This is a genomic window from Janthinobacterium svalbardense, assembly GCF_002327145.1.
In the GTDB taxonomy this organism is placed as follows: Bacteria; Pseudomonadota; Gammaproteobacteria; order Burkholderiales; family Burkholderiaceae_D; genus Janthinobacterium; species Janthinobacterium tructae.
The window spans coordinates 5,021,972-5,047,921 of the sequence record NZ_CP023422.1 but is presented as its reverse complement, the minus strand read 5'-3'; the positions used below and the strand labels follow the sequence as shown (position 1 = coordinate 5,047,921).

Here is a 25,950-nt window from a genome sequence, read left to right as displayed (position 1 = left end):
ATCCTACATGCGCTCTTGCCATCCTCCTATTTCTTGCGCCCCATGTGCGCACTAAGATGAGGGTTCCCTTGCCATGCGAGGGGGAAGAATTGCATGGTTGCACTGTTTTCTGATTCTAACGATCAAGGAGATCATCATGGCCACATCGAACGACAACAAACAGCAAGGCAGTAAAGCCAGCAGCAGCGGTAGTAGCGGCAGCGGCGGCAACAAGCAAAGCGATACCAGCAAGCGTGGCTTCGCTTCCATGGACCCCGCCCAGCAGCGCGAAATCGCCAGCGAAGGCGGACGTGCAGCGCATGAAAAGGGCACGGCGCATGAATTCACGTCGGAAGAAGCGCGCCGCGCAGGCAGCCAAAGCCACAAGAACGATGGCAGCCGGCAAAGTGCCGCCAGCTCCAGCTCCAGCTCCAGCGGCTCGCGTGAGAATGCCAGCATGAACCAGGAGGGCAACCGCGACAGTGGCAACAAGCAAAGCGGTGGCTCAGGTTCAGGTTCAGGGTCGGGCTCCTCCGGTTCGCGCAACAAGTAAGCGCAAGCCGTAGCAAGGCAAGTCTGGCCGGCGGGAATCGCGCATTGCCGCCGGCCAGTCACAAAATTTTGATGCAATGCAGCAGGCATGCACTATGATGAAATAGCGGCGCCGGCCACGGCCAACGCACAGCCAATCTGCAATCCGCTCGCATTCACGATCAGGGGGAAGATGATGGGTAACTCTACTACGCCGCAGCCCGGCAATAGCCAGGGCGGCACGCCGTCCATGCCGTCCACGCTGGGCAACAAGCAAAGCACGGCCGAGTCGGCCGAGAACTTTGTGCTGGTCGATAGCGAGCAGGGCCTCGATATTGGCGACGATCTGTTTTCCATCGGCGAAGTACGGCGCGCCGACCGCTTGCCCCATCATCAGTCCGGTTCCGCCGGCCAGAGCCGGCAGAGCGCTGACGATGCACCCGACACCACGGGCAGTACGGGGGTCTGAGCTGCCCTTCTTGCTTGTCTGATCATCCCTGCAGGGGCAGCCGTCAGGCGTGTTCGCGCACGCTGGCTGGCCATGCCTGCCTGTGCGCGTGTCAATCAGGAAGGCTCTGCTACAGCGCTACAGCTCTACCCGGCCATGTTCGCCCAGGTCTTTCGGCGCCTCGCCCGTGATGGCCGCCTTGGCCATTGCATAGAATTGCATCATCTTGCTGGCGCTGCTGTCCCAATACTCGGCCGATTGGATCGTCACCTTGATCAGCGACAGTTTCGGATCGTCGAGTCCACCCGGGAACCAGGCTTTTAATAGCGGATTCCACAATTCCTCCGCCTTGGCGCGGTCTTTCAGCAACTGCGCATGGCCGCAGACGGACACATACAGGCTGTCGCCCGTGTCGACGAAGCTGACGTTGACTTGCGGATTGTTCAGCAAGTCGCGCGTGTAGGCGGCCTCGTCCGAGACAAAGAACCAGATCTGCCCTTCGTTGTCGACCTGCTGCTGCGTCAGGGGCCGGCTGGTGAGAGTGCGCATGTCGTCGCTGGTGGTCAGCATGCCGAATTTGACGTCCTTGATCCTGGCCGCGATGCTGGCCAGTTGTTCGCTGGAATAAGCTTGCATGGGTACTCCCTTGTTGGTTGTCCTGAACAACAAGCATAGGCGCTTGCTGCATGCTGCTCTGTACGGCAGCTTACGTAGCAGCGGAGCTTTGTTTCAAAGCTGTTACAAAACGCTGGTCCGGCGGGGTGCCCCATGTATTGACTTAATAAATGATAATCATTATCATTTGTTTGAAAATATCAGCATGCACTTTGATTGAAGGATGGGAATGAAGCACACTGACTTGTCGCGCCACCTGGCCCGCTCCTTGCCGGGAGCGAGCTATGGGTAATGCGGGCGCCGCAGACAAGGCCAAGAACAACGCCAGCCGCGCCGTCTGGCTGAAGAACTTGCATCAATGGCACTGGATCAGCTCGGCGCTTTGCCTGCTGGGCATGTTTCTGTTCGCTATCACCGGCATCACCCTGAACCACGCTGGCCAGATCGAGGCCAAGCCGGCGATCACACGCCAGAAGGCGACGTTGCCGGCCCCTTTGGTCACGCAACTGGCCGCGTATGCCGCCCAGCACGATGGCGCCAACGCGCCCATGCCGACCGCCGCCGAGACCTGGCTCAAGCAGCAATGGGCGCTCAATGTGGGTGGCCGTCCCGCCGAATGGAGCGTCGACGAAGTCTACCTGCCGCTGCCGAAGGCGGGTGGTGACGCCTGGGTGCGGATCGGCCTGGAAGACGGCGCCGCCGAATACGAATTGACGGACCGGGGCTGGGTGTCCTGGCTCAACGATGTCCACAAGGGCCGCAACACGGGCGTGGCCTGGAGCTGGTTCATCGACATTTTTGCCGGCGCCTGCATCGTGTTTTGCCTGACGGGGCTATTGATTTTGAAGTTCCACGCGGCCAACCGGCCATTTACCTGGCCGATGGTTGGCCTCGGTATCTTGATACCTTGCGCGATCGCCTTGCTGTTTATCCACTGATCGTTTTTATTTTTTCTTTTTACAGGCACACCATGAAATTACGCTACTCCCTGGCGCTTGGCCTTCCCCTGATCGGCACTTCGGCGATGGCGGCCGACCTGGCCCTCAAGATTGAAATCCCGCAATTGAACGTGGCGGAATACCACCGTCCCTACGTGGCGGCGTGGCTGGAAACGGCCGATCAAAAGGTGGTCGGCAACCTGACGGTGCTGTATGACGTGAAAAAGAAGGACAAGGCAGGCGAGAAATGGCTGAAGGACATGCGTCAATGGTGGCGCAAGAGCGGCCGCGACCTGGCCATGCCCGTCGACGGCGTCAGCGGCGCCACGCGTGCGCCGGGCGAACATACCCTGACGTTCCCCGGCGCCAAGGCCTTGCTCGACAAGCTGCCGGCCGGCGAATACCAGGTGGTGGTGGAAGCGGCGCGCGAAGCGGGTGGACGCGAACTGGTGCGCGTGCCGTTCCAGTGGCCGCTGAAATCGGCCCAGTCCGTTCCTGCCAAAGGCAAGGAAGAACTCGGCAATGTCGTCGTCCAACTCAAACCATAAGGCGCACATCATGTTCAAGCAACTCAATAAGCCCCTGATCGCCCTGGCCCTGGCCGGCCTGGCCATGAACGCCCACGCCCACCGCGGCTGGATGGTGCCATCGAGCACGATGGTGGAAAGCAAGGACGCCTGGGTGACGGTGGACGCGGCCGTCTCCGATGGCCTGTTCGAGATCGACCACCAGCCGCTGCGCCTGGACGCGCTGCAAGTCATCGGTCCCGATGGCGCGAAAGTGGCGCCGGCGAACACCGTCACGGGCCGCTTGCGCAGCGTGTTTGATGTGAAGATGGAAAAGCCGGGCACGTACAAGGCGGCCATCGTGTCGCAAAACGTGATGGCCAGCTACAAGCAAAATGGCGAGCAGAAGCGTTTCCGCGGCAACGAGGAAACTTTCAAGAAAGACATGCCGGCCGATGCGCAAGACGTGAAAGTCACGCGCACGGCCAGCCGCCTGGAAACTTTCTTCAGCAATGGCGAAACCAGCACGGAAGTGTTCAAGCCGACGGGCGTGGGCCTGGAATTCGTGCCCGTGACGCACCCGAATGACTTGCGCGCGGGCGAAAAAGCCACCTGGCGTTTCCTGGTCGACGGCAAGCCGGCGGCGAACCAGGCTTTCAGCCTGGTGCCAGGCGGCGTGCGCTACCGTGGCGTGCTCGGTGAAATCCGCCAGAGCACCGATGCCAAGGGCGAGATCACGTTTACGGTACCGGCGGCAGGCATGTATTACCTGAGCAGCACCTGGCCAGCGGCCGCACCGGCCGTGGCCGGCCAGCCGCCAGCCATGCCCGAGCGCCGCATGACCTACGCGGCCACCGTGGAAGTGCTGCCGCAGTAAGCGGCGGCCTCTTCACGAGCTCGCCGATGCGCTGGGTCCTGCTGCCGCAGCATATTTCCGATCAGGTCGCGCCGCCCGGCGCCGCGATCCGGGACTTGCACGGCCTGACCATGGGCACCAGCTGGTCGGTGCGCCTGGTCGAATCCGCCATGCCGGGACGCGCCGGCAGCGCCGACCTGCAGCAGGGCTTGCAGCAACAGCTGGACTTGGTCGTGGCGCAAATGAGCCACTGGAGCGACGCGTCCGACCTGGGCCGCTTCAACCGGGCCGAGCCGGGCAGCTGGCACAGCCTGCCCGCCGCCTTTTGCGAGGTGCTGGGCTTTGCCATGCACGTGTCGCAGGCGTCCGGTGGCGCGTACGACCCGTGCGCGGGGGCGCTCGTCAACCTGTGGGGCTTCGGCCCCCGCAATCGCTACGATGAACCGGGCTTCCTGCCGCCGAAAGACGATACGCTGGCGCTGCTGCTGTCGCAGCGCCAGCGCCGCCGCCTGGAACTGGACTTGCCGGCCCGCCGCGCGCGCCAGCCCGGTGGCTTGCAACTCGATTTGTCGGCCGTGGCGAAGGGCTATGGCGTGGACCGCCTGGCCCGCTACCTGGACAGCCAGGGCATCGGCCATTACCTGGTCGAAGTGGGCGGCGAGCTGCGCGGCGCCGGTAGCAAGCCCGACGGCCAGCCGTGGTGGGTCATGCTGGAACAGGTCGAAGGCGCCGCGGATAGTGCCGATAATGCCCAGCATCCGCCGGAAATGCTGCTGGCGCTGCACGGCCTGTCCGTGGCCACCTCGGGCGACTACCGGCGTTTTTTTCAGGATGGCACGGTGCGTTTTTCCCATACGATCGATCCGCGCAGCGGCATGCCGATCGCCAATCAGCTCGCTTCCGTCACCGTCGTGCATGAGCAATGCATGGCGGCCGACGCCTGGTCGACGGCCCTGACGGTGCTGGGACCAGACGCTGGCATGGCGCTGGCCGAAGAGCAGGGCCTGGCCGCGCGCTTCCTGCAGCGCGACGGCGATGGCTACCACGAAACGTTGAGCAGCCACATGCTGGCCATGCTCGACGAATGAACATTTATTTCCCATGATTTTTACGCACGATACGACGCGGCTGGCCTTGCTTGCCACCTTGTCCCTCAGCTACGCGGGCGTATGCCTGGCACCCTGGCTGCGCGCACGCGCTAAGCGCCGCGCGTCCGCTGCCGCCAGGGCGGCGCTGGCCAACAATCCTGCCTGGCTGGTGGCGTATGCGAGCCAGACGGGCAATGCCGAGGAACTGGCCACGCAAACGGCGCAGAGCCTGCAACTGGCCGGCATCCCCGTGCGCCTGTGCGCGCTGGCCGAACTCACAGCCCTTGATCTGCAACAAGCGGAACGGGCCTTGTTCCTGGTCAGCACGTATGGCGAAGGCGATGCGCCCGATAATGCCGCCGCTTTCATGGGCCGCCTGATGACGGGCGAACTGGCGCTGCCGCAATTGCATTACGCCGTGCTGGCCCTGGGCGACCGCAGCTATGACCAGTTTTGCGGCTTCGGCCGCGCGCTCGATGCCTGGCTGGCCACGCAGGGCGCCGCGCGCCTGTTTCAACGCATCGAGGTCGACCGCAGCGCCAGCGCCGCCATCGAACAATGGTTCCAGCACCTGAGCCACCTGGCTGGCACCAGCGACGCGCCGGACTGGAGCGGCCCCGCCTTCGGCGACTGGAAATTGATGCAGCGGCAGTTGCTCAATCCGGGCAGCGCGGGTGGCGCCATCTATCATGTGGAACTGGCGCCCGTGGCAGGCAGCTTGCCGGATTGGCAGTCGGGCGACCTGGTGCAAGTGGCCGCGCCGGCCGACCCATCGCAACCGCGCGAATATTCGATCGCCTCGATCCCGCATGATGGCAGCGTGCATTTGCTGGTGCGCCAGCATGCGCATCCCGACGGCAGCCTGGGCCTGGCCTCGGGCTTTCTCACGGCGCAAGCGCAAGTGGGCGAGGTGCTGCAATTGCGCCTGCGCCAGCACAAACGTTTTCGCCTGGAAGATAATGCCCAGCGGCCGTTGATCTTGATCGGCAACGGCAGCGGCATTGCCGGCTTGCGCGGGCATTTGAAAAGCCGCGTGCTGGCAGGGCAGCGGCGCAACTGGCTGATCTTTGGCGAGCGCAACGCGGCCCACGATTTCCATTATCGCGAAGAAATTGAACAGTGGCACGCCAGCGGCGACTTGCCGCGTCTGGATCTGGCGTTTTCGCGTGACCAGGCCGAGCGCACCTACGTGCAAGACCGCCTGCGCGGCAATGCCGATGAAATCACATTGTGGCTGCAGCAGGGCGCGGCCATCTACATTTGCGGCAGCCTGGCCGGCATGGCGGGCGGCGTCGACCAGGCCCTGCAGGAAATCCTGGGCCGGCCCGCGCTCGATGCGCTGGCGGCCGAGGGGCGCTACCGGCGCGACGTGTATTAATACAGAAGGGGCTGCTTACGGCTGGATCGCGGCCAGCGGCGTCGTTTCCATCTCGCCGCTCACTTCCTGCAAGCCGCGTGCCAGGCTGGAAATGCTGGGGTTGTCGATGAAGACGCAGCGCTTGCCCGTGCGCTTGCAATAATCCTTCACGCGCCAGTAGGCGCTGTGGCTGATGCAGCCCGTCTGGCAAATCACCAGGTCGGCCGCCGCCAGGCTCGAATCGAGCAGGTTGGCATTGTCTTCCAGGCCGCCGTCGTGGTGGGCGAACTGCGCGCCGACCCGTTCGATCAGGGCGCGGTAGGTGGCGACATTGCCGCTGCGGCCACCCACGCACAAGACGCTTTGATCGACCAGGCGGATCGGCATTTTCAGCTTGCCGCCCGTCGGCACTTCCAGCTTCGGTGCCGGTGGCGGCACGGCGGCGGCCGGGCGTGGCTGGGCCTGCTTCAATTCCGCGATTTGCTGGCGCAATTCCTTTTCGCGCTCATCCATTTGCGCCAGGCGTTCGACCAGGCGCGTGCGCGATTCCAGCGCGGGGATGGCGGCCTGCAATTGCGCCAGATCAAAGCGCAAGCCATCGATGACGCTATCCTTGCTGATCGAGTCAAACCGCGTGCGCAGCAGCACGGCTTCCTGGCGTTCCAGTTCGCCCGTCTTTTCCATCAGCATGGCCTGGCTGCGCTGTTGCAGCTTGGCCAGTTCGTGCGTCAGGCGCGCATTTTCTTCCTGCAAGGCGGTAAATTTTCCCATGTCGGCCCGCACGCAGGCACCGGCCTGGTGCTGAATCATGTGCAAATCGCGGCACATCTGCTCTTCCAGTTCGGCGTCGCAGCGCGGATGCGTCAGGCCGGCCCAGAAGGCACCCGACACGTCGCCGTTGGCGACGGCCGTGCGCCACAGTTCGGCCACTTGTTGCGTGGTCTTGGCGCCGCGAAAGCGCAGGATGACGGGAGCGTAGCGGCGTTCGAGTTCCTTTTGCAGGGCTTCGGACAGGCGGTTGCGCACCCCGCATTCCGTCACGGCACCCACATGCACTTCGTAGTCGTCGGCCAGCACGCGTCCGCCCGTCATCTTGCCCACCAGCTTGCGCAGGTATCCCAATGGCAAGCCCACGCCCACCAGCGGACAATGGCAGGTGTGCGACAGTTCCCACAGCCGGCGGCGGCGCGAAGCGAGCGCGGCCGTTTCGGCCTCGCCGCTGGAACAATTGCTGATGACGGGCAGGGACTGGTCTTTGTCACACATGGCGATATCCTGTTAGGCGGTGGGAGGTGTTGAAGAGAAATTATTGCGGCAGGGGCGAGGCAGGGCGCCTGGCGCTCAGCAGGCGTACCAGGCGATCCAGCAAGGTGGTCTTCGGCGGCGCGGGCCGGTGCAGCGCCACCAGGGTGGCCCATTGCTGCGACAGTTGCTGGCAGGTCGCTTGCAACACGGGACCCAGTCCGGGCGAACTGGACAGCACTTGCAGATGGCGTTCGATGACACCGGCCAGTTTCTCGCAGGGACTGCCCGCATGGTAGTGCGACATCAGGTGCAGCACGGCCGACAGGAGCAATTCAGGCTGCTGGCCTTGCGGGGAAGGAAACATCGGGAAAGGTCGGTCGTTCGCCATCAATCACTCCTGTGCGGGTGGTTTGGCTGGCTGCGCGCACGGGGCGCGACTGGCTGGCGAGTGTGGTGACTGGCTGCCGTGCTGCTTCAGGCAGTCAGGATCAGCTTGTTCAATTGGGTGACGCGCAGGCGATAGATCTTGCCGCTGTGTTCAATCTCCACTTCGCGGCCCTGCTGCAGCAGGGCTTCGCTGGTGATGCGGCGCGCCGGCTGGGCCATGCTGACGGGAGGACGGACGTGGGCAGTAGCGGCATCCTGGATCAAGGCTGGTTTTGAGCTTTGCATGTTGGGCTTTCTTTGTCTCAGTTGAGAATGATTCGTATTTGCATTATTGTTGAATGTGGCCCGAAAAGCAAGGCTTATTTGTGCCGGATGCAGGCTTTTTTTGACTGCCGGGGAGGGGAGTGCCGTAGGCGTGGCGCGCGGTGGCGCCAGCGGGCGGGAGATGGGGCGGACAGCAGAAAAAAGACCCGGCAAGGTGGTGTGCCTTGGCCGGGTCAAGCCTGTGCCAAGCTTGAAGGAATCAGGTGGCGTTAATCGGCTGGCGTTAAATCGTGGCCAGCAATTGCGCCGAGGCGGTGGCGGCCGCCGTGGTGTCGGCCTTGAGCTTGGCGGCGGCCAGTTGCTTGGCGCGCGAGCGCGAGGGCGGCAGGCGGCGCAGGGTTTTCAGGGCATCCGGGTCCTTGATGCCGATGGTGCGCTGGTCGACCGAGATCAGGCCGATTTCATTGAAGGCGGACAGGGTGCGGCTGACCGTTTCCAGGGTCAGGCCCAGGTAGCTGCCGATTTCATGGCGCGTCATGCGCAGGTTGAACAGCTTGCTCGAGTAGCCCATCTGCGCGAAGCGGTCGGCCAGCGAGACGAGGAAGCGCGCCACGCGGGCTTCGGCGCTGAGGGCACCGAGCATGCCGATCATGGCTTGCTCGCGCACCAGTTCGCGGCTCATCACGCCGTACATGACATTTTCCAGTTCCAGGTGCACGCGGCCCAGCGCCGTCAGCTTCTTGAACGGCAGCAGGATCAGGTCGCAGTCGGATAGCGCCACCGCTTCCGAGGAGTAATGGCGCGAGTGGATGCCGTCGACGCCCAGCATGTCGCCCTTCATGGGAAAGCTGAGTACCTGCTCATTGCCGAATTCGTCGATGAGCACGGTTTTCAGGAAGCCCGAATTGACGATGTACAGGGTGTCGAAGGGCTGGCCGATGGTGTGCACGCGCTGGCCCGTCTTGAATTGCACGTGCTGGAACAGCAGTTCATCGGCGGCGATGGTGCAGGCGCTGGAGATATGCAGCAGGTCGCACACCTCCTTCAGGTTCGACCATAGCCGCCCCTGGCGCTGGCGCCCCGCTTCCATCGGCGAGGAGGGGGGCAGCGATGGCGCGGCAGCGCGGGTTTCAGGCGTTTGCGTGGACAGCATGTTCATCTCCTGGTGACAGGTAGTTCAGAGTTGAATGACAAGGTGCACAGGGCGGCGGGCAGGGAAGGGGCGCACGCGTCCAGGCGGGTAAATCTCAATACGCTGAAGACTTGCTGTGTGATGAAATAACTTCCCAGCAACTTGATGACTGGTTTCAGTATGCCAACAACCGTATGCAATTAATATCAGCAGTGGCTGAATATGGCAGTAGGAGCTGTGGCAGTTGATGTAGGATTGTTCCTACGGGCGCGCGCGCTGGCAGCTTAGGTCTTGAAGGGGGATAGCAGGCGGTGTGCTACAGCGTACTGCACCATTTCCGATAGCGAACTCATGCCCATCTTTTGCATGATGCGCGTCTTGTGCGTACTCACGGTTTTCACGCTCAGGTGCAGATTGTTGGCGATTTCCGTGATCGACTTGCCTGCCACCAGCAGGGAAAAGACTTCGAACTCGCGGTCCGACAGCTGTTTGTGCAGCAGGCTTTCATTCGGCATCATGATGTTGAGCACAAGCTGCTCTGCCACCTCGGCGCTGATGTAGGGGCGGCCCGACGCCACCTTGTGGATGGCGCCCACCAGCTGGGTGCCCGCGCTTTCCTTGGTCAGATAGCCTTGCGCGCCGGCGCGGATGGCGCGCACCGCATATTGCTCTTCCTCGTGCATGGTGAGGATCAGGATGGCCAGCTTGGGCGCTTCGCTGCGGATTTGCCGGATCAGGTCGACGCCGCTGCGGCCCGGCATCGACAGGTCGAGCAGCAACAGGTCGAAGCCGCCCTGGCGCACGTGGTTGAGTACCTCAAAGCCGTCGATGGCTTCGCCCACGATGTCGATGTCCGGCGCGCCGTCAAGGATGCGCTTCAATCCTTCCCGCATGATGGTGTGGTCGTCGGCAATCACAATACGTATCATAGGCGCGCAATCCGGAGGCGTGTAAGGTGTCCTGGCCGTTTCGTGGCGGCCGGCCAGGTGTTAAAAAACGAGAAACGTTGTCATTTTAACTGAAAAGGCCGCAATGTTGCCTTTTACCCGATATATGGGCTACGGCGGCCTGCGTGGCCATGTGACCCCTTATTTTGATGGGGGTTCCTTGATCAGCCTATGTACAAGCACGGGCAATGTCGAGTGCGACAGCACCTTGTTGGTCACGCTGCCCAGCAGCAATTGCCCCCAGCCGCTGCGGCCATGCGAGCCCATGAAGATCAGGTCGCAGTGCTGCAATTGCGCCACTTCCACGATCTTCAGGGCCGGGCTGTCGGAAAAGGCCGTCAGGCCCGTCGCTTCCAGGCCCCGCTTGGCGGCCGCGTCGAGAATGGGCTGCCAGTGGTCGGCGCCCGCCTTGCGCATGGCGATGCGGTACTCCTCTTCGCTGGGATAGCTGGGTGGAATGATTTCGATGTACACCGGGTACTGGTACTCGGGCGCCACGTACACGGCAAGGATGTCGGCTTGCATCTGTTCGGCAAAGGCAACGCCGACACAGGCCGTCAGGTTGGAGACGGTGGAGCCGTCCGTGGCGATCAGAATTTTCTTATACATGGCAGGTCCTTTGGCGGTGACTCAGCGCGTGCAGCGTCCCTTATTGTAGGCGCGGCAGCAGCATGGTATTCATGTAAAGACTTGATAATTATCAATACTATTGCACCTTCAGTATAGACAACATTGGCAGAAAGATCGTGTTTTAGCCGCAACGATAGCCATGGACACTGTTGCGCAGCCGCCCGCGAGCAGGATTTCTTGTGCGCCGCGTGCTCTTGCACCCATGCCAATGGTAGTATTTCAAAATACAACAGCAGGAACACTTATTTCCTCACGGAAAAGCTCTTGTGGGCCAGCTTTACACCAGGAAGCGCGTTTTGAGATTTACCAACAGGGCGGCGCCCTGCTACACTCGCACCATCGCAGCGGTATTGCCTCAAATCATCTTAATCGAGAAATTGTGGGTATCAGTCTGTAAAACGCACAGTTCAGGCGGAATTTTGACAAATTATGGAGAAGCAGGGATATGACCAACGCCGCTGATGATTTCGATGCATTATTCGATGAAGTATCTGCGCAAAGTGCGGCCGCTCCCAAGCCCGCGCCTGCCGCAGCGCCCGCAGCCGTGATCGCGGACGACGATTTTGACGCGCTGTTCGACTCCGTGTCGGCCAGCGCCGCCGTGCCGCCAGCCGCAGCGGAAGCGCCAGCCGCCGCCGCGCCGGAAGCGCCGCCCGCGGCTGCCGCAGGCGTGCCCGGCGAAGCGGCCGATCCTGTCGACCAGTCCGACAAGCCAATGTTCGAACGCCTGGGCGGCATCGTGCGCCTGCTGCACGATTCGCTGCGCGAACTGGGCTACGACAAGGCGCTGACGGAAGCGTCGTCGCAGATCGTCGACGCGCAGGACCGCCTGGAATATGTCGCTACCCTCACGGAACAGGCCGCCAACAAGGTCCTCAACACGCTCGACGAAGGCATGCCGGCGCAAGATGTGCTGTCGAAGAAAGCCAAGGACATGGACAGCCGCTGGACGGCGCTGTTCGATGGCAAGCTGAGCCTGGAAGAGTTCAAGGCCCTGGCCGGCGATTCGCGCCAGTTCGCGCAAGCCGTTGCCGAGGCAACGGAAGCGGAAAAAGCGCGCTTGCTGGAAATCATGATGGCGCAGGACTTCCAGGACATCACGGGCCAGCTGATCAAAAAAGTGGTCAACATCACCAAGACGGTGGAGCACGAGCTGGCTCAGCTGCTGCGCGACAATGCGCCGGCCGAAGTGCGCGAAAAACTGGCGCAAAAGCCGGTGCCGCTGATGCAGGGCCCATCCGTGCCGTCGGTGGCACTGGACCAGGATAATGTAGACGACCTTCTTGCGGATTTGGGATTCTAATGGACGATATGCTCAAGGATTTCGTCGTTGAGGCGATGGATCTTGCGGTTAATGTTGAAGAGCACTTATTGCGCCTCGAGCGTGATCCTGACAACAAGGAAACACTGAATGCCGTGTTTCGTTCCTTCCACACCATCAAGGGTGGCGCCGGCTTCATGGGCCTGCCCGCACTGGTGGCGGCCTGCCATCTGACGGAAAACCTGTTCGACGCCCTGCGCACCGGCGCCGCGCCGGTGACCCCGATCGCCATCGAGGCGGCACTGCAAGCGTCCGGTTTCGTCGCCGACCAGCTGACGGAACTGGCCAACGGTGCCGCGCCGGAAAGCTTGCCGGCCATGCCGGAAGAGCTGGAACACATTCTGACGAACGCCATCGAAGGCAAGGGCATGGACGCACACGCGCCGGCCGCCGCCGTGGTGGCGGAAGTCGCCGTGGTGGTTGCCGAGGTGGCCGTGGCGGCGCCAGCCGCCGCTGTTTCCACCGCCAGCGCTGATGGCCTGGACTGGGAAGGCATGTATAACGCTGTCGTGCCGGCGGGCAGCCAGATCGCTGCCGCACCGGCCGCCGCCGTCGCCGCTGCGCCGGCCGCCGTGGCCGCCGCGCCTGCCGCTGCAGCCGCTGCCAAACCGGCCGCCAAGGCCTGGGATGGCGCGGAACGCCGCGACGAGCGTCCGGAAGTGCGCCATGCCGCGCCCGTCAAGGAAGACAGTATCCGCGTCGACGCCGTCAAGCTCGACGCGTTGCTGGAAGTGGCCGGCGAGTCGGTGCAGGCTGCCAACCAGGCTGCCGTGCTGCTCGAACGCTTGCTGCAATTCAAATTCGAAGGCCAGGCCGCCACTCTGATGGCGACCCTGGCGGAAACCCTGGAACGCGCGTCGCGCTACTCGACGGAACTGCAGCGGGCCACGCTGGCCACGCGCATGCAGCCCGTGGGCCGCCTGTTCCAGAAATTCCCGCGCCTGGTGCGCGAGCTGGCAAAAGACCTGGGCAAGGATGTCGAGCTGACCATCGAGGGCGCGGAGACGGAAGTCGACCGCGTGGTGGTCGACAGTCTGTACGATCCGCTGGTGCACATGCTGCGCAATTCGCTCGACCATGGCGTCGAATCGCCGGAAGCGCGCCTGGCCGCCGGCAAGCCTGCCAAATCGTATATTTCGCTGAAGGCCTGGCAGGAAGCGAACAGTGTCATGATCGTGCTGCAGGATGATGGCAAGGGCATGGACCCGGCCTTCCTGCGCAGCAAGGCCCAGCAAAAGGGCTTGATCAGCGAAAACGCGCAATTGAGCAACGACGAATGCTTCCAGCTGGTGTTCCTGCCGGGCTTCTCGACCAAGGAAGTCGCTTCCAGCGTCTCCGGACGCGGCGTGGGCATGGACGTGGTCAAGACGGCGGTGGAAAAGAACCGCGGCGCTATCCACATCGAGTCGACGCTGGGCAAGGGCACCAAGTTTGCCATCCGCCTGCCGATCGAGCTGTCCATCGTGCCGACCATGCTGGTGTCGACCTCGGGCGCCGCGCTGGCGCTGCCGATGGCAGTGGTGCAGCGCGTCGTCGAATTGCCGGAAACCTTCATGGAAGTGGGCGGCGCGCCCGTGCTGAAAGACCAGGGCCGTCCGTTGCCCGTGCGTTCGCTGGCCGGCGCCCTGGGTTACGAAGCGTGCAGCGAACGCGTGGGCATTGTTGTCGCTGCGCCACAGCCGTACATTCTTGCCGTGGCAGCCGTCGATGGTACGGCCGACCTGGTGATCAAACCGATGACGGCCATCACCGTGGAAGGCATTACCGGTACCGCCCGCTCGGCCGAAGGCGAGCTGGTGCTGGTCGTGGGCCTATCGTTCCTGATGGATGGTTGCAGGGGAAGTGTGCGCATGGCTGCATGATTGCACCTGACAAAACCTACTGCGCGTCGGTATAGGCGGCCTGCGATGCTCACCGTACTAGAGTACGGTTGCGCTTCTTAGCCACCTCTCCCTTCCGCTCGCTACGGTTTTCTCAGGTGCTGTTAGTATCGTTGTATTCATTGGAAAGCCCACTATGCGTAGTGGGCTTTTTTCATTGTGTAATCAAGCGCCGCCGGGGCGTAAACTACCGCCTTCCAGCCAGCGCTGCACGCGCACGATTTCCTGGGCGCGCTCCGCCTAGTCCTTCGGTGGCGCCAGATAGATGTCGGGCATGATGCCGCCCAAGTCGACCTGCAACTGCGGCAAGCGGGCCGAGCGCGAGGTGGCGTACATTAACTGGCGTATTCCTGAGGGCAGGGCATGCAGGCGCAAATTCGAGTAGTCGAGGGAGCCATGGCTGTTGCGCCCTATCAGTTTGACTCGAAAACTTTGCCGTGCCACTAGCAGGAATTCTTCGCAGGAGCTCGCGCAATCGCGATCGACCAGCACCGCTACGCGGGCCGGCTGCGCTTTCTTTCTGGGAAAACTTCCATAGCTGACAGGTCCATCGGCTTGCTGCGTCACGAACTGGCCTGATTGGACGCTGCGCATACGGGCGATGGCTTGCTCACTGTATGTTGTGCACGAGGCATCACCGGGGGCGAACAGAGCGCAGATACCTTCCTGTCCGGCGATATTGGCTGGCGTGGACAGCCATTCACCACCCACGCTGACGACCTCGCCTGAACTGATCCATGGCAGTAGTGGCGCATAAGTGCTATCACTGCCGCCATTATTGAGCCTGACATCAATGATCCAGTTGGGGTGGGTGGCAAGATCGTGGCGCTTGCTTGTCAGTAGATCGGCGATTGCCTTGCTGTACCGAGGAAAAAAACTGGGCAGTGTCAGTAACGCGGTCCGAGGTGACAGGAGCTGCAGCGACGGCTCTCTTTGATCAGTATCTGCTGTTGGCGTGGAGGGCGGCGCCGGTTTGCTGTGCTTCAATGCTGTGCTGGGCACGATTTGCAGATGGCCTGTGCGCCAATTACTCAGGTAATTGGCCAGTACTACATCACAAGCAGGCTCATCGTTAGTGTTTTTCGCGGCATCGCTTGCGGTTGCCAGCGTCAGGTCGAAATATACCTGTCCCTTTTGCTTCAGGTGCTGGCGCGCGCCCGTGTCGTTTTCCAGCAGGAAAGGCGCAATCGCGCGCAAGTCCTGCGCGCAGGTTTCTCCCGGCGTGGCCGCCGCCGCATTGGCGCCGGCCAAGGGCAGCGCGGCCATGGTCAGGGCGGCCAGCGCCAACAAGTTCAGTTTCATCGAGGTTCCCAAGTCGGGTGGCGCGTATGTGCCGGTTATTGTTATCGCAATACAATACACGAAAGATTGAGGAAAAAATATCAATTTATGGTCGCGCCGTGACTCGTTCGGCAGCCCGCCTGAGGATGAGGCCGGCATGCCGCCAATGTGCCGATATCGGCAATTTCCAGCTCATATCTAACAATTTGGCCAAACTTTGTATCGCCAATACCACGCTTTTGCCTGTTTCGGTTCTGTGTTGGTCAATATATGGCATAATCCTTGTGGATCACCGTACGACTTGGTATCACTTGATCACTTAAACAGGCTGTGGCAACGCTGCATAAATCATGATGAAGACGCTTTACGACAAACTCTGGGAATCCCACGTTGTGCGGGCCGAAGATGATGGCACGACAATTTTGTACATCGACCGGCACCTGCTGCACGAAGTCACCAGCCCGCAAGCCTTCGATGGGCTCAGCGTGGCGGGCCGCCAGCCGTGGCGCATTTCCGCCAACCTGGCCGTGGCCGACCATAACGTGCCCACCACCAGCCGCATCGACGGCATTGCCGATCCGGTCTCGCGCTTGCAGGTGGAAACGCTGGACAAGAACGCCAAGCATTACGGCTTGACCTACTTCAACATGAACGACAAGCGCCAGGGTATCGTGCACGTGATCGGCCCTGAACAGGGCGCGACCCTGCCCGGCATGACGGTGGTCTGCGGCGACTCGCACACCTCCACGCACGGCGCCTTCGGCGCGCTGGCGCACGGCATCGGCACGTCCGAAGTGGAACATGTGCTGGCCACGCAAACCTTGCTGCAAAAGAAATCCAAATCCATGCTGGTGCAGGTCGACGGCGCCTTGCCGGCCGGCGTGACGGCCAAGGATATCGTGCTGGCCATCATCGGCAAGATCGGCACGGCCGGCGGCACGGGCTACTGTATCGAGTTCGGCGGCTCGGCCATCCGCGCCCTGTCGATGGAAGGACGCATGACGGTGTGCAACATGGCCATCGAGGCGGGCGCGCGCGCCGGCATCATCGGCGTGGACGACACCACCATCAATTACGTCAAGGGCCGTCCGTTTTCGCCGGCCGGTCCGCACTGGGAACGCGCCGTGGCCTATTGGCGCACCCTGCATTCGGATCCGGGCGCCCGCTTCGACCTGGTCGTCACCCTCAACGCGCAAGACATCGTGCCGCAAGTGACCTGGGGCACCTCGCCCGAGATGGTGGTCGGTATCGATGGCCGCGTGCCCGATCCTGACCAGGAAAAAGACAGCGTCAAGCGCGATGCGATGGAAAAGGCGCTGGTCTACATGGCCCTGAAACCGAATACCGCCATCGAAGACATCCGCATCGACAAGGTCTTCATCGGTTCCTGCACCAATTCGCGCATCGAAGACTTGCGCGCGGCCGCTGCCGTGGTGCGCGGCAAGTACCGCGCTTCGAACGTCACCCTGGCGCTGGTGGTGCCCGGTTCCGGTCTCGTCAAGGACCAGGCCGAGCGCGAAGGCCTGGATCGCATCTTCAAGGATGCCGGTTTCGAGTGGCGCGAGCCGGGCTGCTCCATGTGCCTGGCCATGAATGCAGACCGTCTGGAACCTGGCGAGCGCTGCGCCTCGACCTCGAACCGCAACTTCGAAGGCCGGCAAGGGCAGGGCGGCCGTACTCATCTGGTGTCGCCCGCGATGGCGGCGGCGGCGGGTATCGCCGGCCACTTTGTCGACGTGCGGGGCTTGCGATGAGGGCAGGGACCGGCGCCGCTGGCGTACACTAGCGTTTCCGGTCCCTTACTTACTATCAAGAAATCATCATGAAAAAACTCTTCGCCCTCCTCATCGCCACCGTCATCTTGTCCGGCTGCAACACCGTCTCCGGCATCGGCCGCGATGTGCAGAAAGTCGGCCAGGTCGTCACTGGCGCCGGCGGAAAATAAACCGTGACGTGCCGGCGCAGTGCGCCGCTCGTCCTACCGAGTAGAGACAGCATGGATAAATTTACGATTTACGAAGGCCTGGTCGCCCCGCTGGACCGCGCCAACGTCGACACCGACGCGATTATCCCGAAGCAATTCCTGAAATCGATCCACCGCAGTGGTTTCGGCCCCAACCTGTTCGACGAATGGCGCTATCTCGACCATGGTGAGCCGGGGCAGGACAACAGCCGCCGCCCGCTGAACCCCGAGTTCGTGCTCAACGAGGCGCGCTACCAGGGCGCGTCCATTTTGCTGACGCGCAAGAACTTTGGCTGCGGCTCCTCGCGCGAACACGCGCCGTGGGCGCTGGATCAGTATGGCTTTCGCGCCATCATCGCGCCCTCGTTTGCCGACATCTTCTTCAATAACTGCTACAAGAACGGCTTGCTGCCCATCGTGCTGTCGGAAAGCCAGGTCGAGCACCTGTTCAATGAAGTCAAGGCCTTCCCCGGCTACAAGCTGGTGGTGGACCTGGAACAGCAGTGCGTGCGCACCAGCAATGGTAGCGTCTCGTACCCGTTCGAGATCGACGCCTTTCGCAAGTATTGCCTGATGAATGGCCTCGACGATATCGGCCTGACTCTGCGCCATGCGGACGATATCCGCGCCTTCGAAGAGCGTCACTTAAATAGTCAGCCCTGGCTCGCCAACGTCATCTAATCGATAAAAATATGAAAATTGCAATCTTACCCGGCGACGGCATCGGTCCTGAAATCGTCGCGCAAGCCGTCAAGGTGTTGAACGTGCTGGGCGAATCGTTCGAGCTGGAAACAGCGCCCGTGGGCGGCGCCGGCTATGCGGCCCATGGCCACCCCTTGCCGGAAGCCACCCTGGCGCTGGCGAAAGCAGCCGATGCCGTGCTGTTCGGCGCCGTGGGCGACTACCAATACGATAATCTGGAGCGCCAGTTCCGCCCGGAGCAAGCGATCCTGGGCTTGCGCAAGAACCTGGGCCTGTTCGCCAACCTGCGTCCGGCCATTTTGTATCCGGAACTGGCGGGCGCCTCGACCCTGAAGCCGGAAGTGGTCTCCGGCCTCGATATCCTGATCATCCGCGAATTGACGGGCGACATTTATTTCGGCCAGCCGCGCGGCGTGCGCGAGTGCCCGGACGGTCCGTTCAAGGGCCAGCGCGAAGGTTTTGACACCATGCGCTATGCGGAAGGCGAAATCCGCCGCATCGCCCACGTGGCCTTCCAGGCGGCGCAAAAGCGCGACAAGCGCCTCACCAGCGTGGACAAGGCGAACGTGCTGGAAACCTTCCAGTTCTGGAAAGACATCGTCATCGACGTGCACAAGGAATACCCGGACGTGGCGCTCGATCATATGTATGTCGATAACGCGGCCATGCAACTGGTGCGGGCGCCGAAGAAATTCGACGTCATGGTGACCGGCAACATGTTCGGCGACATCTTGTCGGACGCGGCCGCCATGCTGACGGGCTCGATCGGCATGCTGCCGTCCGCTTCGCTGGACGCCAACAACAAGGGCTTGTACGAGCCATCGCACGGCTCGGCCCCCGATATCGCGGGCAAGGGCATTGCCAATCCGCTGGCGACGATTTTGTCGGCCGCCATGATGTTGCGCTATTCGCTGCACCGCGAAGAGCAGGCAGACCGCATCGAGGCGGCCGTGAAAAAAGTGCTGGCGCAGGGGCTGCGCACGGCCGACATCCATGAAGCGGGCACCACCTTGGTCGGTACCGAGGCGATGGGTGATGCAGTTGTAAAAGCGCTGGGATAAAATAGTCTAATGACGGCAGTCGCCGTCTCATCTTGAGGAATGGTAATGAAATTAGTTGGCTTGGTAGGTTGGCGCGGTATGGTCGGTTCGGTCCTGATGCAGCGCATGCAGGAAGAGGGCGATTTCGCCCATATCGAACCGGTGTTTTTCACCACCTCGAACACGGGCGGCGCGGCGCCGGCCATGGCGAAGAATGAAACCATCCTCAAGGATGCCAATAACATCGCCGAACTGTCCAAGTGCGACATCATCATTTCCTGCCAGGGCGGCGACTACACCAGTGCCGTCTTCCCGCAGCTGCGCGCCAGCGGCTGGAATGGCTACTGGATCGATGCGGCATCGACCTTGCGCATGGAAAAAGACGCCGTTATCGTGCTCGACCCCGTCAACCTGCACGTCATCAAGGATGCGCTGGGCAAGGGCGTCAAGAACTACATCGGCGGCAATTGCACCGTTTCCTGCATGATGATGGGCCTGGGCGGCCTGTTCCAGCACGACCTGATCGACTGGATGACGTCGATGACCTACCAGGCGGCATCGGGCGGCGGCGCGCAGCACATGCGCGAACTGCTGACGCAGTTTGGCACCATCAACAGCTCCGTCAAGGCGCTGCTGGAGAACCCCGCTTCCGCCATCCTGGAAATCGACCGTCAGGTGCTGGCCACCCAGCACGGCTATTCCCCGGATGAAATCAAGCAATTCGGCGCGCCGCTGGCCGGCAACCTGATCCCGTGGATCGACAAGGACCTGGGCAACGGCCAGTCGAAGGAAGAGTGGAAAGCGGGCGCGGAAACGAACAAGATCCTCGGTCGCGGCATCGATTTCGGCACCAGGGAAATTCCTGTGGACGGCCTGTGCGTGCGCATCGGCGCCATGCGCTGCCATTCGCAAGCGCTGACCATCAAGCTGAAAAAAGACGTGCCGCTCGATGAAATCAACGACATCATCGCCAGCAACAATCAATGGGTCAAGCTGGTGCCAAACACGCGCGAAGCGTCCGTGCGCGACCTGTCGCCGGCAGCTGTCACGGGCAGCCTGACGATTCCTGTGGGCCGCGTGCGCAAGATGAGCATGGGCGGCGAATACCTGTCCGCCTTCACCGTGGGCGACCAATTGCTGTGGGGCGCGGCCGAGCCGCTGCGCCGCATGCTGCGTATTTTGCTGGACGCTTAACAGCAATAAATCAGCAATAAATCAGCAATAAATCAGCTATAAATCGCTGATGCAGATCAAGCCGGGGCTGTTTTCCCGGCTTTTTTTTCGTCCTGAGCCCGTCAAGGCTCAACCATGCGGAGCTTGCATAGCTCTGGGCATGATGATATGTTGATACCTCTGGAAAAGTAACAGTTTTCCCATGTCAACTAAGATGCCGCCAACTATGCCTGTACACACTCGTCCCCGGGTCGCCTCCCTTGCCATTAAAACACTCAGCAGCGCTGTCGCCTGTGCGGTGTTGTTGTCACCGGCGGTATCCGCAGCCGAGCTGGGCAAGATTACGGTGCTGTCCGCTGCCGGCCAGCCGCTGCGCGCCGAGGTCGAATTATCGGCCGTCAAGCCAGGCGAGGCTTCAAGCCTGCTGGCCAAGCTGGCGCCGCCGGATGCGTATCGCCAGGCCAACGTGGAATTCAATCCGGCCCTGAATGCGCTGACGTTTGCCGTGGAAAGCCGCAACGGCAAGTCCTTCATCCGCATCAGCTCGGCGCAAGCGGTGGCCGAACCCATGGTGGATTTGCTGCTGGAACTGAGCAGCAAGAGCGGGCGCCAGGTACGCGAATATGCATTCGTGCTCGACACGCCCGAAGCGCGCCAGACGCGCGGCGCGCAAGTGACGGCCCCGGCCGAACCTGGCCGGGCCGGGCGCAATGTGGAGCCGACGGCGGCGCAAGAGTCACGCAAGAAGCCGGCTGGCGAATACAAGGTCAAGGCGGGCGACACCCTGAGCCGCATCGCCAGCGAACTGAAACCCTCGGGCGTGTCGCTCGACATGATGCTCGTCGCCCTGTACCGCGCCAATCCCGATGCCTTCAGGGGCGAGAACATGAACCGCATGCAGGCCGGGCGCATCCTGGCCGTGCCGGGCGCGGATGCGGTGCGCGCCACCGACGCGGCCGAAGCGAAGGGCGTCGTGACGGCGCACGCCATCGATTTCGAAGCCTACCGCAACAAGCTGGCGGGGCAGGTATCGCAAAGCAAGCCGGCCAAGGCGGCGCAGCCGACGCAAAGCACGGCTGGCAAGATCGGCGCGACCAAGGTCCAGGAAAAGCCGACGGCCGTGAGCGAGTCGCAAGACAAGCTGAAACTGTCGAAGGCGCAGCCGGCGGCCAAGTCGGCCGGCAAGAGCGCTGTCGCCAGCGAGGAAGACAAGATTGCCAAGGCGAAACAGGTCGATGAAGCGGCCGCGCGTGTCAAGGAGCTGGAAAAGAACGTCAGCGACCTGGAAAAATTGATGGCGGTCAAGAGCAAGGCCATGGCCGACAAGAGCGCGCCGGCACCCGCCAAACCGGCCGAGGTCGCTGCCAGTGCATCGGCAAACTCACCGGCCAGCGCCATCGCCAGCGCGCCTGCCGAAGCGCAGCCGCCCGTACCCAAGGCGAAACCGGTGCCGCTGGTGAAAAAAACATCGCCGCTGGAACCGACCATCACCGACAAGATCAGCGACCACCTGGGGGCCATCGGCATCGGCCTCGCCGCATTGCTGGCCGCCGTGGCTGCGCTGGTGGTCGCGCGTCGCCGCAAGGACGTGCCGCCTGCGCCAGAGAACGTGGCTCCCGTGTTGGAACCGGAAGCGCCGGTGACGCCGCCATCGGGCCTGGCGCCGGAAGACCAGCAGTCCGAAGCGAGCAACCACCTGTTCGGCACGGGCGCCGCCGCTGCCGGCGTGGCCGCGGCGGCGGGCGCCAGCATGCTCGATGCGAATGAAACGGACCCCGTCGCCGAAGCGGACGTGTATATTGCCTACGGCCGCGATGGCCAGGCGGAAGATATCCTCAAGGAAGCCTTGCGCATCCACCCGGAGCGCCATGCGGCGCGCCTGAAGTTGCTGGAAATCTATTCGGCCCGCAACGACGTACGCGCGTTTGAAGACCAGGCCAGCGAGTTGTACAGCCTGACGCGGGGCCAGGGCGAGGAGTGGCCGCAGGCGGCCGCGCTGGGCCTGGCGCTCGATCCCACCAACCCCCTGTATGGCGATACGGAAGACGATGCAGTCGTCAGCCTGAGCAAGGGTGCCGGCGACGACTTGCGCGGCCAGAGCATGGACTTGCCCGACGACCTGCCTGCCCCAGCGGCCGACCTGGCGCCGGCAGAGCCAGTTTCCTCCGTGAGCGCCCGCGATGCGCGCGATCCTCTCGATTTTGACCTCGACAGCCTCGATTTCGAGCCCGTCTCGACCAGCGACCCGATCGTCATGCCGGGACCGGACAGCAAGCCGCAGTCCCCCGCGCACGATGCGCAGTATGACGCCAGCATGGATTTCGGCCTCGATCTGGAGCCGCCAGCCGGCCCCGTGAATGGCGTGGGCGCCGGTTTGACGCCTTTGCCCGACCCGTTGAAGGATGTGGATCTGGCCCATTTCGACCTCGACGAGCCGGTGGCGCCTGCTGCCGCGCCGGTGGCGGCGGCCGAGCCTTCCCTCGACAGCCTGTTCGACGATGCGCAAACGCCAGCGACCTTGCCGGAAGCCATACCGCCCGCGCAAGAATTCGACCTGTCCGGCATCGACCTGGACCTCAACGATGGCAAGACGGCCAGCGTGGGCGTGGACGACCCGCTGTCGGCCATCCACATGGAAATGGATACCAAGCTGGACCTGGCGATCGCTTACCAGGAAATCGGCGACAAGGAAGGCGCGCGCGAGCTGATCGATGAGGTCATCAAAGGCGGCAGCGCGGAACAAGTTGCCAAGGCGAACACCATGAGAGCTCTCCTCAGCTAGCAATACCCGCCGGCGCGGCAGGCTGCCGCGCCGGTATAATGCTCCGATGCAAAATATTACGACAGCAACGCCATTCAAGCGTATCGTCCTCGGCCTGCAGTACGATGGCACGGCCTGGCATGGATACCAGAAACAGGAAGACGGGCAAACGGTGCAGGACCAGCTGGAAAACGCGCTGGAGCAGTTTGCCCGCGTGCGCCTGGCCACCACCTGCGCCGGCCGCACGGACACGGGCGTGCATGCGCTTGAGCAAGTGGTGCATTTCGATACGGAACTGAACCGCGACGTGCACTCGTGGGTGCGCGGCGTCAACGCCTTCCTGCCGAAATCGATTGCCGTGCGCTGGGCCAAGGAGCTGGCCGGCGACCCCACCGTCAACGATTTCTTTCACGCCCGCTTCAGCGCGCGCGCGCGTACCTATCATTATGTGTTGTACAACAACGCCACCCGTTCGCCGCTGGTGGAAGGGCGTGCCGGCTTCTTTTTCCGTCCGCTGGACGTGGAACTGATGCGCCAGGCCGTGCAGCCGCTCCTGGGCTGGCACGACTTCACGGCCTTTCGCGCCGCGCAATGCCAGGCCAAGTCGCCCGTCAAGCTGATGCACGACATCCGCATCGAGCGGCGCGGCGATTGCGTCATTTTTACCATTACGGCGAATGCCTTTTTGCACCACATGGTGCGCAACCTGGTCGGCTCGCTCGTCTACATCGGCACGGGACGGGAAAAGCCGGACTGGCTGGGGCATTTGCTGGAAAGTAAGGATCGCCACGCGGCCGCGCCCACCTTCATGCCGGACGGCTTGTACCTGGCGCAGATCGATTACGATCCCAAGTGGGAGTTGCCGCAAGATAGTAGCAGCGCCTTGCCCTGGTTTTGATCTGCATCAATAAAGGAATAGCATGTCTCGCACACGCATCAAGATCTGCGGCCTGACCCGCGTTGAAGACATCCAGGCTGTCGTGGCGGCGGGCGCCGACGCCATCGGCTTCGTGTTTTATCCGAAAAGCCCCCGCTACGTGACGCCCGCGCAGGCGGCGGCCCTGATCGCCGCCATGCCGCCCTACGTGACGACGGTGGGCCTGTTCGTCAACGCCACCGTGGAAGAGGTGCGGGCCACCAGGGCCGTGGCGCCGTTATCTCTGCTGCAATTTCATGGCGACGAGACGCCGGAACACAGCGCTGCGCTGGCCGGCGCCGTCAATATGCCGTTCACGCAAGTGTTCCGCGTCAAACCCGACACCTCCCGTGAAGATTTGCTAGAATACGAACAGCGCTATCGCGCCGCCAGTCCCTTGTTCTCGAGCCTCTTGCTCGATACCTATGTGGATGCCTACGGCGGTGCAGGAAAGGTATTTGATTGGTCCCTCATTCCAGAAGAACTCGCGCCTCGGGTCGTTTTAAGTGGTGGCTTGAGCGTACAAAACGCGACTGACGCAGTGGTGCGCGTGCGCCCTTACGCCGTCGACATCAGCAGTGGTGTCGAAGCGTCCAAGGGCATCAAGGACGCATCCAGAGTCCGCGCGTTTATCGCTGCGGTGCAGGATGCCGATGCCATCATTGCCAGAGGAAACCACCATGAATGACCACACGAATGACCACAGCGCCGCGCCCGGCGCCGCCGCCGCATTGTTCCACGCCACCGATTATCCTTTTCCTGACCTGCGTGGCCACTTCGGCCCGTACGGCGGCGCCTTTGTTGCCGAAACGCTCACGCATGCGCTGGCCGAGCTGAAGGATGCCTACGCCCGCTACAGCGTCGACCCGGAATTCCTCGAAGAATTCCGCTATGAGCTCAAGCATTTCGTCGGCCGTCCATCGCCCATCTACCACGCCAAGCGCTGGTCCGAGATGGCCGGTGGCGCGCAAATCTATTTCAAGCGCGAAGACTTGAACCACACGGGCGCGCACAAGATCAACAACGTGATCGGCCAGGCCTTGCTGGCCAAACGCATGGGCAAGCCGCGCATCATTGCCGAGACAGGCGCGGGCCAGCATGGCGTGGCCACGGCCACCATCTGTGCCCGCTTCGGCCTCGAATGCGTGGTCTACATGGGCAGCGAAGACGTCAAGCGCCAGGCGCAGAACGTGTACCGCATGAAATTGCTGGGCGCCACCGTCGTACCGGTCGAATCCGGCTCCAAGACCTTGAAAGATGCGCTGAACGAAGCCATGCGCGACTGGGTCACCAACATTGAAAACACCTTTTATATCATCGGCACCGTGGCCGGTCCCCACCCTTACCCGATGATGGTGCGCGACTTCCAGTCCGTGATCGGCGAGGAATGCCTGGTGCAGATGCCGGAAATGACGGGCCGTCAGCCAGACTATGTGGTGGCCTGCATCGGCGGTGGCTCGAACGCCATGGGCATCTTTTACCCGTATATCGACCAGAAGGATGTGAAACTGATCGGCGTGGAAGCGGCTGGCGAAGGATTGAATACGGGCAAGCACTCGGCCTCGCTGGCGGCCGGTTTCCCGGGCGTGCTGCATGGCAACCGCACCTATCTGCTGCAGGATGAAAACGGTCAGATCATCGAGACGCATTCCGTCTCGGCCGGCCTGGACTATCCCGGAGTGGGGCCGGAACATGCGTGGTTGAAAGACTTGGGCCGCGCGCAATACGTGTCCATCACGGATGACGAGGCGCTGCAGGCGTTCCACGACTGCTGCCATATCGAAGGCATCATCCCGGCCCTGGAATCGTCGCACGCGCTGGCCTACGCGGCCAAGCTGGCGGCCACCTTGCCGAAAGACCAGATCGTGCTGGCCAACCTGTCGGGCCGTGGCGACAAGGACATGCATACCGTGGCGGAGCGCATGGGATTGAATTTCAGTTAAGCAACTGTCAATTCTCAATAACGCGTAGGTCGGATTAGCGCGCAAGC

At 62.4% G+C, this 25,950-nt stretch carries 26 protein-coding genes; 18 read left to right on the top strand and 8 right to left on the bottom strand.

Annotated features, from left to right (window positions below):
• Window positions 1–136 precede the first annotated feature (136 nt).
• Both CNX70_RS22470 and CNX70_RS22465 read left to right on the top strand, forming a co-directional pair.
• Window positions 137–532 (top strand): KGG domain-containing protein, encoded by a 396-nt coding sequence (locus tag CNX70_RS22470; RefSeq protein WP_096237238.1) that lies wholly within the window; start codon window positions 137–139, stop codon window positions 530–532.
• A 174-nt stretch (window positions 533–706) separates the two neighbouring features.
• Window positions 707–979 (top strand): hypothetical protein, encoded by a 273-nt coding sequence (locus tag CNX70_RS22465; protein ID WP_157751232.1) that lies wholly within the window; start codon window positions 707–709, stop codon window positions 977–979.
• A 117-nt stretch (window positions 980–1,096) separates the two neighbouring features.
• Here CNX70_RS22465 and CNX70_RS22460 read toward each other — a convergent pair whose 3' ends face one another.
• On the bottom strand, window positions 1,097–1,594 hold the full coding sequence (locus CNX70_RS22460; protein ID WP_096237234.1) for a pyridoxamine 5'-phosphate oxidase family protein: 498 nt from the start codon (window positions 1,592–1,594) through the stop codon (window positions 1,097–1,099).
• Window positions 1,595–1,857: 263 nt separating this feature from the next.
• Here CNX70_RS22460 and CNX70_RS22455 point away from each other — a divergent pair, with 263 nt between their 5' ends.
• The 5 genes from CNX70_RS22455 to CNX70_RS22435 are packed head-to-tail and all read left to right on the top strand — an operon-like array spanning window position 1,858 to window position 6,339.
• Window positions 1,858–2,511 (top strand): PepSY-associated TM helix domain-containing protein, encoded by a 654-nt coding sequence (locus tag CNX70_RS22455; protein ID WP_096237232.1) that lies wholly within the window; start codon window positions 1,858–1,860, stop codon window positions 2,509–2,511.
• 32 nt (window positions 2,512–2,543) lie between these two features.
• Window positions 2,544–3,059: a DUF2271 domain-containing protein gene (locus tag CNX70_RS22450; protein WP_034783417.1), complete on the top strand. Its 516-nt coding sequence runs from the start codon at window positions 2,544–2,546 to the stop codon at window positions 3,057–3,059.
• A 10-nt stretch (window positions 3,060–3,069) separates the two neighbouring features.
• Complete coding sequence (locus CNX70_RS22445; protein ID WP_071076087.1) at window positions 3,070–3,894, top strand: DUF4198 domain-containing protein; 825 nt, start codon at window positions 3,070–3,072, stop codon at window positions 3,892–3,894.
• A 26-nt stretch (window positions 3,895–3,920) separates the two neighbouring features.
• Window positions 3,921–4,961, top strand: coding sequence for an FAD:protein FMN transferase (locus CNX70_RS22440; protein WP_096237230.1), 1,041 nt, complete (start codon window positions 3,921–3,923; stop codon window positions 4,959–4,961).
• Between the two features lie 13 nt (window positions 4,962–4,974).
• Window positions 4,975–6,339, top strand: a complete 1,365-nt coding sequence (locus CNX70_RS22435) for a sulfite reductase subunit alpha (protein WP_096237228.1) — start codon at window positions 4,975–4,977, stop codon at window positions 6,337–6,339.
• Between the two features lie 15 nt (window positions 6,340–6,354).
• On the opposite strand, the gene CNX70_RS22430 is transcribed toward CNX70_RS22435, so the two are convergent.
• The 6 genes from CNX70_RS22430 to CNX70_RS22405 all read right to left on the bottom strand — a co-directional run bounded on the left by CNX70_RS22430 (window position 6,355) and on the right by CNX70_RS22405 (window position 10,902).
• Window positions 6,355–7,584 carry a DUF2325 domain-containing protein gene (locus tag CNX70_RS22430; protein WP_096237225.1) on the bottom strand — a complete coding sequence of 410 codons (1,230 nt, stop codon included), beginning with the start codon at window positions 7,582–7,584 and terminating at the stop codon, window positions 6,355–6,357.
• A gap of 40 nt (window positions 7,585–7,624) precedes the next feature.
• Window positions 7,625–7,951 carry a hypothetical protein gene (locus CNX70_RS22425; protein ID WP_071076090.1) on the bottom strand — a complete coding sequence of 109 codons (327 nt, stop codon included), beginning with the start codon at window positions 7,949–7,951 and terminating at the stop codon, window positions 7,625–7,627.
• Window positions 7,952–8,037: 86 nt separating this feature from the next.
• The gene (hemP, locus tag CNX70_RS22420) at window positions 8,038–8,235 is read right to left on the bottom strand and encodes a hemin uptake protein HemP (RefSeq protein ID WP_034750559.1); all 198 of its coding nucleotides are present in this window, start codon (window positions 8,233–8,235) and stop codon (window positions 8,038–8,040) included.
• Window positions 8,236–8,497: 262 nt separating this feature from the next.
• Entirely contained in the window at window positions 8,498–9,304 is an 807-nt protein-coding gene (locus CNX70_RS22415) for a Crp/Fnr family transcriptional regulator (protein ID WP_034750901.1), read from the bottom strand.
• A 326-nt stretch (window positions 9,305–9,630) separates the two neighbouring features.
• Window positions 9,631–10,275, bottom strand: a complete 645-nt coding sequence (locus tag CNX70_RS22410) for a response regulator (protein WP_034750556.1) — start codon at window positions 10,273–10,275, stop codon at window positions 9,631–9,633.
• Between the two features lie 159 nt (window positions 10,276–10,434).
• The gene (locus CNX70_RS22405) at window positions 10,435–10,902 is read right to left on the bottom strand and encodes a universal stress protein (protein ID WP_096237223.1); all 468 of its coding nucleotides are present in this window, start codon (window positions 10,900–10,902) and stop codon (window positions 10,435–10,437) included.
• Between the two features lie 466 nt (window positions 10,903–11,368).
• Between CNX70_RS22405 and CNX70_RS22400 the strand changes: the two genes are divergently transcribed.
• Entirely contained in the window at window positions 11,369–12,226 is an 858-nt protein-coding gene (locus CNX70_RS22400) for a protein phosphatase CheZ (RefSeq protein WP_096237221.1), read from the top strand.
• Window positions 12,226–14,106 carry a chemotaxis protein CheA gene (locus tag CNX70_RS22395; protein ID WP_096237220.1) on the top strand — a complete coding sequence of 627 codons (1,881 nt, stop codon included), beginning with the start codon at window positions 12,226–12,228 and terminating at the stop codon, window positions 14,104–14,106. The genes CNX70_RS22400 and CNX70_RS22395 overlap by 1 nt, the downstream gene beginning before the upstream one ends.
• A gap of 258 nt (window positions 14,107–14,364) precedes the next feature.
• On the opposite strand, the gene CNX70_RS22390 is transcribed toward CNX70_RS22395, so the two are convergent.
• On the bottom strand, window positions 14,365–15,426 hold the full coding sequence (locus CNX70_RS22390; RefSeq protein WP_157751230.1) for a S41 family peptidase: 1,062 nt from the start codon (window positions 15,424–15,426) through the stop codon (window positions 14,365–14,367).
• Window positions 15,427–15,755: 329 nt separating this feature from the next.
• Between CNX70_RS22390 and leuC the strand changes: the two genes are divergently transcribed.
• The 9 genes from leuC to trpB all read left to right on the top strand — a co-directional run bounded on the left by leuC (window position 15,756) and on the right by trpB (window position 25,903).
• The gene (gene leuC, locus CNX70_RS22385) at window positions 15,756–17,159 is read left to right on the top strand and encodes a 3-isopropylmalate dehydratase large subunit (protein WP_096237216.1); all 1,404 of its coding nucleotides are present in this window, start codon (window positions 15,756–15,758) and stop codon (window positions 17,157–17,159) included.
• Window positions 17,160–17,227: 68 nt separating this feature from the next.
• The gene (locus CNX70_RS22380; RefSeq protein ID WP_010400408.1) at window positions 17,228–17,350 is read left to right on the top strand and encodes an entericidin A/B family lipoprotein; all 123 of its coding nucleotides are present in this window, start codon (window positions 17,228–17,230) and stop codon (window positions 17,348–17,350) included.
• Window positions 17,351–17,401: 51 nt separating this feature from the next.
• Entirely contained in the window at window positions 17,402–18,049 is a 648-nt protein-coding gene (gene leuD / locus CNX70_RS22375; RefSeq protein ID WP_096237214.1) for a 3-isopropylmalate dehydratase small subunit, read from the top strand.
• Between the two features lie 11 nt (window positions 18,050–18,060).
• Window positions 18,061–19,131: a 3-isopropylmalate dehydrogenase gene (leuB, locus tag CNX70_RS22370; protein ID WP_096237212.1), complete on the top strand. Its 1,071-nt coding sequence runs from the start codon at window positions 18,061–18,063 to the stop codon at window positions 19,129–19,131.
• 45 nt (window positions 19,132–19,176) lie between these two features.
• Entirely contained in the window at window positions 19,177–20,304 is a 1,128-nt protein-coding gene (gene asd / locus CNX70_RS22365; protein ID WP_096237210.1) for an aspartate-semialdehyde dehydrogenase, read from the top strand.
• A 283-nt stretch (window positions 20,305–20,587) separates the two neighbouring features.
• Entirely contained in the window at window positions 20,588–23,065 is a 2,478-nt protein-coding gene (locus tag CNX70_RS22360) for a motility hub landmark protein FimV (RefSeq protein ID WP_425269205.1), read from the top strand.
• A gap of 46 nt (window positions 23,066–23,111) precedes the next feature.
• Window positions 23,112–23,942, top strand: coding sequence for a tRNA pseudouridine(38-40) synthase TruA (gene truA, locus CNX70_RS22355; RefSeq protein WP_096237208.1), 831 nt, complete (start codon window positions 23,112–23,114; stop codon window positions 23,940–23,942).
• Window positions 23,943–23,964: 22 nt separating this feature from the next.
• The gene (locus tag CNX70_RS22350) at window positions 23,965–24,648 is read left to right on the top strand and encodes a phosphoribosylanthranilate isomerase (RefSeq protein WP_096237206.1); all 684 of its coding nucleotides are present in this window, start codon (window positions 23,965–23,967) and stop codon (window positions 24,646–24,648) included.
• A complete protein-coding gene (gene trpB, locus CNX70_RS22345) occupies window positions 24,641–25,903 on the top strand; it encodes a tryptophan synthase subunit beta (protein WP_096237204.1) in 1,263 nt (420 codons plus the stop codon). The genes CNX70_RS22350 and trpB overlap by 8 nt, the downstream gene beginning before the upstream one ends.
• The last annotated feature ends 47 nt before the right edge of the window (window positions 25,904–25,950 follow it).